Source organism: Neorhizobium sp. PAMB6716 (assembly GCF_058242805.1).
Map to the genome: position 1 here is coordinate 3,170,107 of NZ_CM177835.1, position 11,892 is coordinate 3,181,998.

The following is an 11,892-nucleotide window of genomic DNA, read 5'->3' on the forward strand; positions in this document are numbered from 1 at the left end:
GGTGTGAGACGGAAGGTGAAACACCGATGCTACTCAAGGACGAGGTTGACATGTTGCGGCGCGTGCCGCTGTTCTCCCAGATCGCGCCGGCAAAGCTGAAGCTTCTGGCGTTCGCCTCCGAGCGCATGACCTGTCGCGAAGGGCAGAACCTGTTTCGCCAGGGTGACATCGGCGATGCGGCCTATGTGATCCTGTCCGGTACGGCCGACGTGCTGGTGCAATCGGAGGCGGGAGAGATCCGGGTTGCCGAAGTCGACAAGAATTCGATTGTCGGCGAGATCGCCATCCTCTGCGATACGGCGCGAACGGCAACGGTGCGTGCCTCCTCGCGGCTTGAAGTGCTGAAGATCAGCAAGGAAAACTTTCTGGAGCTGATGAGCGATTTTCCCGACATGGCGGTGGAAATCATGCGCGTTCTGGCAAACCGTCTCAACCACACGACGAACGAGCTGACCGAAGCCCGCAGCCATCAGCAGCGCGTGCCGACCTGAATTTCAAGACAGCGGGTGGCACCCGAATTGGCCTGAGGAATGGCATGGCGGATGCCGTTTAATCCCGTGACGGTTCAGCGGAGATATAACGGCGCGCCACAAGCCAGCAGCCCACCGCCCAGCTTGCGCCGGCGCACCAGCCGCCGAGCACATCGGTCGGATAATGCACGCCGAGATAAATGCGGCTGAGGCCGATGATCAGCGTCAGGAACAGCGCTGCACCCATCATGAACAGGCGCGTTGTCCGCGTCGGCTGGGTGCGCGACAGCAGTGCGCCAAGCGTGAGATAGGTCACCGCCGACAGCATGGCGTGGCCGCTGGGAAAGCTCAGGTCCTGCACATTGACCAGATGCGGCACGATTTCCGGCCGCGGCCTTGCGATGAGGATCTTCAGGACTGTGCTCGTCGCCCAGCCGCCCACGACCGAAAACAGCATAAAGGCGGCAATCTTCCTGCGGCGTGCGAGGACGAGATAGAGCGTTGCCAGGGCCGTCATGATGGAAAGTACGGTTATGCCGCCAAGGCTGGTGATATCGTCCATGGCATGTGACAGCCAGTAAGGGCCTATGGGGGTGGACAGGTCCCCTGTCTGGCGCAGCGAAAGCAGGACCGCCTCATCCAGCGCATGCGTGTCTCCCTCCAGCACCTCGCCTGTCAATTGCGCGAAGAGAAACAGGCCGCCGGCGAAGATGGCAAAAAACAGGAGCGTCACCATTTCCATCGTCTTGACCCGGTCGATGACGTGGCTTGCAATCCGGCGCGGCTGCATGGCGGCCCTTTCAAGACGAGGAAATGTTCAGGTGCGACAGGAAACCCGGATCAAGCCTGGCTTGATGTCAGGGGCTTGCCCGGCGGCATTCAGACCGGGATGGCGCGGCGCGCCTCAGCAAGGCTTGGTGGATTGACCCTGCGGTAACGCGCTTCGATGAAGCCATAAATGCCGAAGCACAGCAAGCCAAGCCCCATGGCAAGATAGAGCGTCGCCCCGAACGGCAACTGTCTGATCCAGGCCAGCGCATCGGCCATGCTGCCGGCTTCATCCGGATTTACCGCATAGGCAGCATAAAGAAAGAAGCAGCCGATGATGAGGAAAACGATGCCCTTGGCGACGAGACCCGCCACGCAAAACAGATCGAGTGAGCCGTGGCGCCTCGCATCGAAGGACAGGTAACGGTGATAGCGCCGACCGACGCCCTTGATGATCAGGGCGGTTCCCGCCCCCAGGATACACAGCGCCACGCAACCGACCAGATAAGGGCCGAAAGGCTGTTGCATCAGCCAGGCAGTCCAGCTTTTCGATCCGCCGCCGCCAGATCCCTCTGCCATCTGCAGCGCATGGCTTGCGGCATAAAAGGCAAGACCGGTGTAGGTTGCAGCGCTGACCAGCATGCCGGCACGCACCACATAACCCTTCAACGTTTGAGGATGACCATCGGCATTGGCGACTGCCTGGCAGATGCGCCAGGCAACAAACCCCATCAGCGCCACTGCGACTATGCCGAGCCAGACGCGGCCGAGCGGCTGGCCAAGCACCAGTTGCAGTGCCGACTTGGAATCCGGACGGCCACCGCCGAGGCTGCCGAGCAGGACAAGGCCCGCAACCAGCACGTAAACAAGGCCGCGCGCCACGTAACCTGCCCGCGCAAGCCATTCGAGTTTACGTATCGTATCCATGAAAAGTCCTCGTGGTGATCTGTCAGACAAAAGAGACGGTCAGCGACGAGGAAACCGCAGGAGCGGGCAAAAGGTTCAATCTCTTTGCGACCGTTCTCCTCAAAAAGTGCAAGCAACCGGCAAAGCTTACAAAAAAGCCCGCCGGAGATCCGACGGGCCTTGTGTTGAAATGCGCACGGGATCAGTGCGGGCGGGTCGCCGGATCACCGTCACGATAGGTGCGGGTCTCCTCGACGATGCGCTCGCGGGCAGTGTCATGAAGATCTGCTGCGACCTCTGCAGCCTTGCGTGACACGTCGGCGGCCACATGTTCGGCCCGGTCCATCGTTTCCGAAGCACGGGTTGCGACCTGCTCCTTCAGATTGTCCGAGAGGTCGCCGACCATTTCGTCTTCCCGGTCGGTGCGCGGCAGGGCTGCACCGATGGCGGCCCCCACGGCAAAGGCAAGCGCGCCCCCGATCAGCGGCTGATCCTTGAACTGGCGCAGGATCGTCTCGTTGATCTGGGCCGACTGCTCCTTCAGCGACGCCCCCATATCCATGGAACTGCGACCGGCCGAGCGACCGGCTTCAGACACGGTGCGTGCCATCTTGCTGGCGCCATGGCCGAGACTGGCCCGGGTGTCGGACAGCCAGCCGGACGCTTCATCGAACATCTTGCCGGTTTCATCGCGCACATCCTGTACGCGGCGACCTGTGCTGTCGGCAAAGCCACGATAGGTCTTGCCGGTCTGATCGACAAAATGGCCGGCGCGCCGTCCCGATGCATCGGTCAGCGCCTTGAAGCGACTTCCGGTGTCATCAGCGAAATGGCTGTAACGGCCGGATGCATGGTCTTCCACCGGCCCGACACGGCGAAGCGGTCCGGACACGGTTGCAAGCGGATAATCCTGCTCGTCATCCGCGACGCGGGTGGTCTGCTGCGATGGCTTGTTCTGGCTTGCCATCAGCCAAGCCAGACTGACGCCCATCAGCGCCATCGGCACCGGATTGGTTTTGACGGAGCCGGCGAGATTGGAGAAAAATTCCCCGCCGCCGCTTGACTCTGCATAGGCGAGCGCCTCATCCACCAGCTGACCTGGCGACATGCGGTTCTGGATTTCATCCAGCTTCGCGCCGATCCGCACGCGATCCTTTTCGATTTCGCGCTCGATATCTTCCGGGCGCGCATTATCGGTAGCATAAGCCATCACGTTCTCTCCTTGAGGACCTGCGCATCACGGCGAAGCGAGTTGGTGGTGCGATCGAGATTGAGGTTATTGCCGCGAAGCGCCGAAAGGCCCTTGGAAATCATGCCCCAGGCAATAAGGGCAACGATGACGCCCACCACGACCGAGGAAATGGCATCGGCATTGTGTTCGGCAAAGCCGCGCGCAACGAGGAAGGCGGTGAGGCCGTTGACGACAGCTGCCAGCAGAACGCCGACGGCTGCGATGGCAAACACCAGGCCGGCGGCAAGCGTTTCGACGCCGGTCAGTGCATGCGAAACCTTTTCCGAGGCTTCGGCCTTGGCAAGATTGATTTCCTTGCGAAACAGGCCGGAGATATCACCGACGAGGCCGGTGACCAGTTCGGAAAGCGGACGGTTTTCAGGTGTATTAGACATTGGAGCCTCCCGTGACTGGTGACGTGCTGGCCATGGTGGGAGACGCGGCCGGCTGGACGGCAGCAGGCGCCGGACGCCCACCCTCTCCACGCCCCGCGCGTGACGTCATCGCGGGCTGGCGGCTGGCCGAGGCGCCAATGAAACGGCTGGCGGCAAGGCCCGCAATGGCGGCAATGCCGAGGAAGGCGAGCGGCTGGCGGCGGCCAAAATCTTCCGCCATGCCGGCAATTTCGCCAAGGTCACGGCCCTTGATGTCTTCGGCAAAGCGTTGCACGCTTTCGCCCATCTGGCGTGTCATGCGGCCAAGCTCGGGCTGTTCGCCTTCAAGCTCGGAGCCGACCTTTTCGATGGCGGTTGCAACGCCAGCCACGCGGTCTGCCGCATAGGTTTTCTGCTCGTCGGCTGCTTTGTTTGCCGCAGCTGACGCCTTGGACATGCCGTCTTCAGCGACATGGCGAACGGAGGCAAGATCGTCCTTGGCCATCTGGCGCAGGTCGCTGCCCGAGGCGGCTCGCGTGCCTGTCTTGTCGTCCTGCGGGCCATCGCCTGGGCGATTGTCTGAGCCGGCCTCGCTGCTGCGGCGGCTGTCGGCCTCATAGAGGCTTGCGCCAGGCTCTGTCGAAGATGCGGCTGCCGGTCGGGCCGATTGTTCTCGAATGGATGAATAGGTGGAGCCGGTCTTGCCGCTCCCGATATCGTTTTCTGCCATGGAACTCTCCCTTCAATGACGGGTGATCGGCTTTTGCGAAGAGTTCGCTGCGATCAGGGAGACAACCGGAGGCACGCGGGATTGTTCCCGCCTGATCACACAACCAGACGGAACTTACGGCGTAAAAAGCTGAAAAGCGGCCGTAAAAAGGGTGCTAGCCGATGAATTTCCGGGTGACCCACAAGCCCACGGCAGCAGAGGTGCCGGTCAGCAGCGTGCCCCAGGCAAGATCCACCAGCGTCATGGCAAGGGGCCAGTTCTTCAGGGTGGCGAGATTTGTCATGTCATAGGTGCCGTAGGCGATGAGGCCAAGGATGGCACCGGACAGAAGCGCCTGCGCCCAGGTGCCCCCCTGCAGATGTGGATGCACGGCGAAATAAACGATGCCGGCGATATAGACGAGATAGAAGGCGCCGGCCGCGGCAAAATCCGGCCGCTCGCGCATCATGTCGCCCAGCTGGCTACGGTAGAAGCTGGTTGCAACCTTGCCAAGCCAGAGCAAATCAAGACCGAAGAACACCACGGCCGTCGACAGGTAAGCCACCACATAGACGACCATCGATCTTCTCCGTTTTTATCCTCAGATCTTGAGGATGGGCTGGATCATCCGCACGATCCAGCTGCTGAATTTCAGCGGCGCTTCGGTAACGGCAAGGCAGATGCAGTCCTCGCCTTCGGTTGCCGTCGGCGTATGCAGCAGGCTGCCATCGGCCTCTTCCAGATCACCGCGGGCAAACACGTCGTCGCCATCGCGGAAGCTGCCGGCAAGAACCAGCGTCAGCTCGCGCCCCTCATGGGTATGTTCCGGCACCGGTTTTCCGGCGGGAATTTTAAGGAGGCGCACCTGCGTGGCCCGATCCGCCGTTGGAATGCGGATCTGATAGGCGCCACGCCCGAGAGCCTGCCACTTCAGCGTCTCGACATCGCCGCCGAGATAGGATCGCAGCGGTTCCGGGATGACGCTTGCCACACCCTGGCCGGCAGAGGATGCCGGTTTGGCTTTCACGGACGAAGGCGCGGTCATGGTGGCAGGTGCCTCGCCGGTGATACGGGCACGCAGTGTATCCCAATCGGATGTCGTGACAGGATGGTCGCTCACCACCTTGTCCAAGAGCGCGCCGGCGGCCCCTTCCATGGCCTCCAGCGTGCGACGACAGGACGGGCAAAGCGCCAGATGTGTGGCAACGGCAATGCTCCATCCTTCCGACAGATTGCCGGAGGCATAATCGAGCAGCAGTTCATCGCTGATATGATGCTTGACGTTCATCGCCGGCCCTCCAGCGTGGTGCGTAACTTGTCGAAAGCCAGCCGGATGCGTGATTTCACGGTACCCAAGGGAATTCCCATGTCTTCTGCTATGGTTGAATGAGAGGCTTCATCGAAGAAGGCGCGCCTGAGAACATCGAGCTGTTCGGGCGGCAATGTCTCCATTGCCTGACGCAGGAGTTCGGCATCCTGGCGCCCTTCCAGTTCCACATCGGCGAGCGGCGCGTTGTCGGCCACGAAAACCGGATCGTTTTCATCAAACACCGGGCGCTTCCGGCGAAAGGCATCGATGCGCTGGTTGCGCGCGATCGTGAAGATCCAGGAGGAGACGTTGCCCCGGCTCGGATCGAATTGAACGGCCTTGTTCCACACGGCCGTCATGGTTTCCTGCATCAGCTCTTCGGCCAGCTGCATGTCACGCGTCTTCATGGCCATGAAGGACCGCACGCGCGGCCCGTAATAGCGAAAGATCGTCTCGAACGCGGTAACGCTGCGCTCTGCGCCGACGGCTGCAAGCAGGCTGCAAAGCTCTTCCTGAGAAAGATCCGGTTCCGGTAGGTTCCTGTCAGTCCGTTTCATCTTAAGGCCATGCTTCACGCGGGAAAGCGGGAAGACACCCGCTTTTTTCTCGTTGTGGCACGTCCTTGCCGATATGGAAATACTGAAGCTCATGCGGCCAATTACGCCACCCTCTTGCGGCCGGATCACCGACAAAAAGAAATTTCAGACGAAACCATTTGCCCCCAGCCTTCGTAGAGGCCAATCGTAGGCTAACAAGAAACATGGGGAATTGTTTCAGTGAAAACAGAACATCGTCGCATTGCCGTCGTCGGCTCCGGTATCAGCGGTCTTTCCGCAGCCTGGCTGGCCTCCCGGGAAAATGACGTGGTGCTCTATGAAGCAGCAGACCGGCTCGGCGGCCATTCCAACACCGTTCTGGTTCAGACGCCAGATGGGGAACTTCCCGTCGATACCGGCTTCATCGTTTTCAATGACAAGAATTATCCCAATCTCGTGGCCCTCTTTGATCATCTTGGCGTGGCAACGGATGCCTCCGACATGTCCTTTGCCGCCTCCATCGAGGATGGTGCGTTTGAATATTCCGGCACCGGCTTGAAGGGTATTCTCGGCCAGCGCCGCAATGCCGCACGCCCGCGCTTCTGGCGCATGCTGTCGGATGTGCTTCGGTTCTATCGCGAAGCCGAAAGCCTGATGGGACGCCCCGACCTGCAGGCGATGACGCTTGGCGACTATCTCGACCGCGAGAACTATTCCAAAACCTTCATCGACGACCACCTTCTGCCGATGGGCGCTGCTATCTGGTCGATGACGACGACGGATATGCGCGCCTATCCGCTGCAGGCCTTCATCCGCTTTTTCGTGCATCACGGCCTGATCCTTCTGTCGGGTCGGCCGCTCTGGCGCACCGTGTCAGGCGGAAGCCGCCAGTATGTGCGCCGCATTGCCGAGGATTTCAAAGGCGAGATCCGCCTCAACTGCGGCGTTGCCCGCATCGAGAGACTTGCCGCCGGTGGCGTGTCGATCACCGACAACAAAGGTGACGTGGATCGTTTCGATACCGTGATCGTTGCAACCCACGCCAATGATGCGCTGGGCATGCTTGGCGATGCCGACGAGATGGAAACGCGGATCCTTGGCGGCTTCCGCTATACCGACAATGTCGCCGTGCTGCATTCCGACGCGCAGCTGATGCCGAAGCGAAAGGCCGTCTGGTCGAGCTGGAACTACATTGGCGGCAAGCGCGAGAACGACAGCGCTCCGCTTTGCGTCACCTACTGGATGAACCGGCTACAGAACCTGCCGGAGCGTCATCCGCTGTTCGTGACGCTGAATGCGTGTCGCGACATCCGCGAGGAGAGCGTGATCGGCACCTATCACTACACCCACCCGCTGTTCGATCTTGCCTCCATGGCAGCGCAGCGCGAAGTCTGGGCCCTGCAGGGGCGGCGTGACACGTTTTTCTGCGGCGCCCATTTCGGCAGCGGTTTTCACGAGGATGGCCTGCAGGCCGGCCTTGCAGCGGCAGAAGCGGCAACGGGCCTCAAGCGGCCGTGGCAGGTGAAGGACCAGTCCGGTCGCATCTTTGCCGATCCCCTGCTGGCGGCGGCAGAATGACGGAGGGATCCGCCCTCTATTTCGGCACGGTGGTGCATGCCCGCCACCGTCCGAAAAAACACAATCTCACCTACCGCGTGTTTTCCCTGCTGATCGATCTTGACGAACTGGAGGCGCTGGACCGCCGGCTGAAGCTGTTCGGTTACAACCGCGCCGCCATCTACAGTTTTCACGACAAGGACCACGGAACGGGCGAGCGCGGGGGCTTGCGGAAATGGGTGGAAGGTCATCTGGCTGAGGCCGGCATCGATCACCGCGACGTCACCATCCGCGTTCTCTGTTATCCGCGCATCCTGGGTTATGTCTTCAATCCGCTCACCGTTTATTTCTGCACGGATGCAAACGGAAATCTGCTGGCCTTGCTTTATGAGGTCTGCAATACATTCCATGAACGGCATACGTATATCATACCCGCGAAAGCAGCCCATCCGGACCGTGTGCGCCACACCTGCGCCAAGGCCATGTATGTCTCTCCTTTCGTTCCCATGGATTGCCTCTACGACTTCGACATCACCCCGCCGGGAGAGCGCGTGAAAATCGCGATCAGCGAGCGGGACGCCGAAGGTGACCTTCTTTTCGCAAGCTTTGCCGGCCGCAGGAGCGCGCTCAGCGACCGCACGCTGGGGCGAGCACTGTTTTCATACCCGCTGATGACCATGAAGATCATGGCGGGCATCCATTTCGAGGCGGTGCGCCTCTTCCTGAAGGGCGTGCCGCTCCATCGGCATCGTCCTGCAGCAAGCCGCATCGCAAGCTCGGTGGAACCGGTCGTTGTGAGTGGAGGAACTGAAACATGAGCCATGCCGGAGAGCGGGAAACCAGCCTCACTGCTGACCGCGCGCCGTTTTGGCAGCGCATCCTCGTGCGCATGCTCTCGGGCACGCGACACGGACGCCTGACCGTCGTGTTCCCCGGAGGGCGCGAGCACCATTTCGGTGACGGGGCGAACGGCCCCTGCGCCACCATCCGCATCCACCGGTCGCGCATTCTGCGCCGGGTGATGACGGGCGGCGGGCTGGGCTTTGCCCGCGCCTATATGGATGGCGACTGGGAGACGCCTGATCTCGGCCAGGTGCTGGATCTGGCGCTGGCCAACGAACATGGCTGGGAGAAGCTTGACCGGCCGATGGCGCTGATGGCGCGGATCGCGCATCTGCGCCACCGTCTGCGGCGCAATTCCAAGGCCGGCAGCCGGCGCAACATCGCCTTCCATTACGATCTCGGCAACACATTCTACGAGGTCTGGCTGGACCGCTCGATGACCTATTCCTCGGCCATCTATGCGACGCCCGAGATGAGCCTGGAGGCTGCACAGCACGAAAAATACGCCCGCATCATCCGCGAACTCGGCATTACCCATAACGATCACGTGCTGGAAATCGGCTGCGGCTGGGGCGGCTTCATGGAGCAGGCCATCCGGGAAACGGGCTGCCGGGTGACAGGGCTGACGCTTTCGCGCGAGCAGGCAGCCTTTGCGACGGAACGGCTGGCAGAAGCCGGCCTTTCCGCAAACGGCGAAATCCGCCTGCAGGATTACCGAGATTGCACCGGCCAGTTTTCGAAGATCGTTTCCATCGAGATGTTCGAAGCGGTTGGCGAGGAACACTGGCCGATCTATTTCGAGCAGGTGCGCGACCTCCTGGTGCCCGGCGGCGAAGCGATGATCCAGGTCATCACCATCGATGAAAGCCGCTTCGAGCAATACCGCCGCCATGCCGATTTTATCCAGACCTATGTGTTTCCCGGCGGCATGCTGCCGACGATCAGCGGATTTGGCGCGATCGCATCCAAAGCCCGCCTGACGGTGAAGGATTGCTTCCGCTTCGGCCGCGACTACGAGCGCACGCTGCTCGCCTGGGACCGCACCTTCAATGCCATGTGGCCGAAGATCGCGCCGCTCGGTTTCGACGAGCGGTTCTTCCGCACCTGGCACTATTACCTGCATTACTGCGCCGCAGGATTTCGCAGCGGCCGCATCGACGTGGCGCAGTTCCGGCTGGAAAATCCGGCGCGCTGAAGGCCTGTTTCCTGGTGAATGGAAGGTTCGGGGCGCACGTCCCCGAACCTTTTCAGCGCTGTTATTTGCGCAGCATCCTGCGAGTGATCTTGAACAGAAGCGCCTTCGGCAAGGCCGCCAGCAGTTTGATCGACAGCGCCATCTTCCACGGAAAGATGATTTCGTAGCGGTTCGTCTTCAGCCCGTCGACAATCGCATCGGCGGCCTCTTCGGCGGAAATCAGGAACGGCATCGGAAAATCGTTCTTTTCCGTCAGCGGCGTATCGACGAAACCCGGATTGATGATGCGAAGCCGCACCCCTTCCCGCTCCAGCTCCGGGCGAAGCGCCTGGCAGAGATTGTTGAGCGCTGCCTTGCTTGCCCCGTAAAAACCACCGCCCGGAAGCCCGACCAGACCGGCAACGGAAGCGACAACGGCAATCTCGCCCTGTCGTCGCGCAATCATCTGCGGGATCACGGCTTCCAGCGTGTGGCCGGTGCCGATGACATTGAGGTTGAAGGTTTCTGCCAGATTGCCGCTATCGAAATGGCGCACACTGTCACGTTTGTAGGTGCCGGCGGAAAAGATCGCGAGATCGATGGCCCCGAGTGCTGCACGCACCGCATCCGCCACACCGTTTGCGGCCACGCGGTCGGTGATATCGAGCGGAAACGCAAAGATCCGCCCCGGATGGAGGGCGGCCAGTTCATCCAGCTTGTCGGCACTTCTGGCGCTGACCGCAACCCGCCAGCCATCGCGTGCCAGACGTTGCGCCACCGCCCGCCCGATGCCGGAACTGGCGCCGGTGATCCAGGCGAGCCTGCCATGGTCGATCGTTCCGGTTCTGTCGATATCGCTCATAATAACCTCCGTTTATCTCTCACTACGTGCAGCCGCCCGTTTGGTTCTGTGGCGCCTGGTCGTCTGTGAGATTGCAGCGACTTGCCCGGACCGGCGCGACGTGGCAAATCCTTGAGCCATCACGAATGCCCTAAAAATTTCCCAGCAGTCGGAAAAGAGATGCCATGCCCCAGAAGATCATTATCGATACGGACCCCGGACAGGACGATGCGCTGGCCATTCTTCTGGCTCTGGCAAGCCCGGAACTGGAGGTTCTGGGGATTACGGCTGCGGCGGGCAATGTGCCGGTAACGCTCACCTCGAAAAACATCCGCAAGGTGTGCGAACTTGCCGGCCGTCGCGATATTCACGTTTTTGCCGGCTGCGAAGGCCCCATGCAGGGCAGCCTGTTCACCGCCGAATATGTGCATGGCGCAACCGGCATGGACGGCGCGGACCTGCCCGAACCCACCATGCCGCTCGAGGCCCAGCACGGCGTCGACTTCATTATCGAAACGCTGATGGCGCATGAACCGGGCACCATCACTGTCTGCACGCTTGGGCCCATGACCAACCTTGCCACCGCCCTTTCGCGGGAGCCTGCACTCGCTGCGCGCATCAAAAGCGTGGTACTGATGGGCGGTGGCCTGTTCGAAGGCGGCAATGTAACGCCAGCTGCCGAATTCAACATCTTTGTCGACCCAGAAGCGGCCCGCATCGTGCTGTCGTCAGGCGCGCCCATCGTGATGATGCCGCTCGATGTAACCCATCAGGTGCTGACCACGGCCAAGCGTGTCGCCGCCATCAAGGCACTCGGCACGCCGCTTGCCGATGCCGTCACCGGCTGGCTGGAATTCTTCGAGCGCTTCGACGAGGCAAAATACGGCACTGACGGCGGCCCGCTGCACGACCCGAACGTGATCGCCTACCTGCTGAAGCCCGAGCTTTATTCCGGCCGCCTCTGCAATGTGGAGATCGAGACAGCATCGGAACTCACCAAGGGCATGACGGTTGCCGACTGGTGGGGCGTGACGCAGCGCCCGAAAAACGCATTTTTTGTGCGCGACGTGGATGCAGACGGGTTTTACGCGTTGCTGACGGAGCGCCTGGCCCGGCTGCCGGCCACGGCATAAACTTTTGTTCGGCAGACGGCGGACAAAGGCCGCCGTCTGCA

Annotated in this window: 14 protein-coding genes; 5 read left to right on the forward strand and 9 right to left on the reverse strand. The window is 61.3% G+C overall.

From position 1 onward, the window contains the following. The first annotated feature begins 26 nt into the window (after positions 1-26). Entirely contained in the window at positions 27-491 is a 465-nt protein-coding gene (locus AC4CWH_RS15455; RefSeq protein WP_491282928.1) for a Crp/Fnr family transcriptional regulator, read from the forward strand. A gap of 58 nt (positions 492-549) precedes the next feature. On the opposite strand, the gene AC4CWH_RS15460 is transcribed toward AC4CWH_RS15455, so the two are convergent. The 8 genes from AC4CWH_RS15460 to AC4CWH_RS15495 all read right to left on the reverse strand — a co-directional run bounded on the left by AC4CWH_RS15460 (position 550) and on the right by AC4CWH_RS15495 (position 6,264). Further along, a complete protein-coding gene (locus AC4CWH_RS15460; RefSeq protein WP_491319423.1) occupies positions 550-1,260 on the reverse strand; it encodes a phosphatase PAP2 family protein in 711 nt (236 codons plus the stop codon). A gap of 89 nt (positions 1,261-1,349) precedes the next feature. Next, positions 1,350-2,165 carry a DUF1206 domain-containing protein gene (locus tag AC4CWH_RS15465; protein WP_491319424.1) on the reverse strand — a complete coding sequence of 272 codons (816 nt, stop codon included), beginning with the start codon at positions 2,163-2,165 and terminating at the stop codon, positions 1,350-1,352. A gap of 181 nt (positions 2,166-2,346) precedes the next feature. Continuing rightward, on the reverse strand, positions 2,347-3,354 hold the full coding sequence (locus AC4CWH_RS15470) for a DUF3618 domain-containing protein (RefSeq protein ID WP_491319425.1): 1,008 nt from the start codon (positions 3,352-3,354) through the stop codon (positions 2,347-2,349). Next, positions 3,354-3,770, reverse strand: coding sequence for a phage holin family protein (locus AC4CWH_RS15475; RefSeq protein WP_491282932.1), 417 nt, complete (start codon positions 3,768-3,770; stop codon positions 3,354-3,356). The genes AC4CWH_RS15470 and AC4CWH_RS15475 overlap by 1 nt, the downstream gene beginning before the upstream one ends. Then, a complete protein-coding gene (locus AC4CWH_RS15480) occupies positions 3,763-4,479 on the reverse strand; it encodes a nutrient deprivation-induced protein (protein WP_491319426.1) in 717 nt (238 codons plus the stop codon). Before AC4CWH_RS15480 ends, AC4CWH_RS15475 begins: the two co-directional genes overlap by 8 nt. Before the next feature lie 154 nt (positions 4,480-4,633). Next, the gene (locus tag AC4CWH_RS15485; protein ID WP_491319427.1) at positions 4,634-5,038 is read right to left on the reverse strand and encodes a DUF2177 family protein; all 405 of its coding nucleotides are present in this window, start codon (positions 5,036-5,038) and stop codon (positions 4,634-4,636) included. A 21-nt stretch (positions 5,039-5,059) separates the two neighbouring features. Continuing rightward, a complete protein-coding gene (locus AC4CWH_RS15490) occupies positions 5,060-5,746 on the reverse strand; it encodes a ChrR family anti-sigma-E factor (protein WP_491319428.1) in 687 nt (228 codons plus the stop codon). Further along, positions 5,743-6,264 carry a sigma-70 family RNA polymerase sigma factor gene (locus AC4CWH_RS15495; protein WP_491321441.1) on the reverse strand — a complete coding sequence of 174 codons (522 nt, stop codon included), beginning with the start codon at positions 6,262-6,264 and terminating at the stop codon, positions 5,743-5,745. The genes AC4CWH_RS15490 and AC4CWH_RS15495 overlap by 4 nt, the downstream gene beginning before the upstream one ends. Before the next feature lie 279 nt (positions 6,265-6,543). Here AC4CWH_RS15495 and AC4CWH_RS15500 point away from each other — a divergent pair, with 279 nt between their 5' ends. The 3 genes from AC4CWH_RS15500 to AC4CWH_RS15510 are packed head-to-tail and all read left to right on the forward strand — an operon-like array spanning position 6,544 to position 9,898. Next, entirely contained in the window at positions 6,544-7,881 is a 1,338-nt protein-coding gene (locus AC4CWH_RS15500) for an NAD(P)/FAD-dependent oxidoreductase (RefSeq protein WP_491319429.1), read from the forward strand. Continuing rightward, on the forward strand, positions 7,878-8,678 hold the full coding sequence (locus AC4CWH_RS15505; protein WP_491319430.1) for a DUF1365 domain-containing protein: 801 nt from the start codon (positions 7,878-7,880) through the stop codon (positions 8,676-8,678). The genes AC4CWH_RS15500 and AC4CWH_RS15505 overlap by 4 nt, the downstream gene beginning before the upstream one ends. After that, on the forward strand, positions 8,675-9,898 hold the full coding sequence (locus AC4CWH_RS15510) for a class I SAM-dependent methyltransferase (protein ID WP_491319431.1): 1,224 nt from the start codon (positions 8,675-8,677) through the stop codon (positions 9,896-9,898). The genes AC4CWH_RS15505 and AC4CWH_RS15510 overlap by 4 nt, the downstream gene beginning before the upstream one ends. A 61-nt stretch (positions 9,899-9,959) precedes the next feature. Here AC4CWH_RS15510 and AC4CWH_RS15515 read toward each other — a convergent pair whose 3' ends face one another. Next, entirely contained in the window at positions 9,960-10,739 is a 780-nt protein-coding gene (locus AC4CWH_RS15515; RefSeq protein ID WP_491319432.1) for an SDR family NAD(P)-dependent oxidoreductase, read from the reverse strand. Positions 10,740-10,903: 164 nt separating this feature from the next. On the opposite strand from AC4CWH_RS15515, the gene AC4CWH_RS15520 reads away from it, so the two are divergent. Continuing rightward, a complete protein-coding gene (locus tag AC4CWH_RS15520; RefSeq protein ID WP_491319433.1) occupies positions 10,904-11,851 on the forward strand; it encodes a nucleoside hydrolase in 948 nt (315 codons plus the stop codon). Positions 11,852-11,892: the final 41 nt, after the last annotated feature.

Excerpts from the sequence above, each read along its gene's own strand:
- AC4CWH_RS15455 (WP_491282928.1), top strand. The coding sequence starts at position 27 with ATGCTACTCAAGGACGAGGTTGACATGTTGCGGCGCGTGCCGCTGTTC.
- AC4CWH_RS15460 (WP_491319423.1), bottom strand. The coding sequence starts at position 1,260 with ATGCAGCCGCGCCGGATTGCAAGCCACGTCATCGACCGGGTCAAGACG.
- AC4CWH_RS15465 (WP_491319424.1), bottom strand. The coding sequence starts at position 2,165 with ATGGATACGATACGTAAACTCGAATGGCTTGCGCGGGCAGGTTACGTG.
- AC4CWH_RS15470 (WP_491319425.1), bottom strand. The coding sequence starts at position 3,354 with ATGGCTTATGCTACCGATAATGCGCGCCCGGAAGATATCGAGCGCGAA.
- AC4CWH_RS15475 (WP_491282932.1), bottom strand. The coding sequence starts at position 3,770 with ATGTCTAATACACCTGAAAACCGTCCGCTTTCCGAACTGGTCACCGGC.
- AC4CWH_RS15480 (WP_491319426.1), bottom strand. The coding sequence starts at position 4,479 with ATGGCAGAAAACGATATCGGGAGCGGCAAGACCGGCTCCACCTATTCA.
- AC4CWH_RS15485 (WP_491319427.1), bottom strand. The coding sequence starts at position 5,038 with ATGGTCGTCTATGTGGTGGCTTACCTGTCGACGGCCGTGGTGTTCTTC.
- AC4CWH_RS15490 (WP_491319428.1), bottom strand. The coding sequence starts at position 5,746 with ATGAACGTCAAGCATCATATCAGCGATGAACTGCTGCTCGATTATGCC.
- AC4CWH_RS15505 (WP_491319430.1), top strand. The coding sequence starts at position 7,878 with ATGACGGAGGGATCCGCCCTCTATTTCGGCACGGTGGTGCATGCCCGC.
- AC4CWH_RS15510 (WP_491319431.1), top strand. The coding sequence starts at position 8,675 with ATGAGCCATGCCGGAGAGCGGGAAACCAGCCTCACTGCTGACCGCGCG.
- AC4CWH_RS15515 (WP_491319432.1), bottom strand. The coding sequence starts at position 10,739 with ATGAGCGATATCGACAGAACCGGAACGATCGACCATGGCAGGCTCGCC.
- AC4CWH_RS15520 (WP_491319433.1), top strand. The coding sequence starts at position 10,904 with ATGCCCCAGAAGATCATTATCGATACGGACCCCGGACAGGACGATGCG.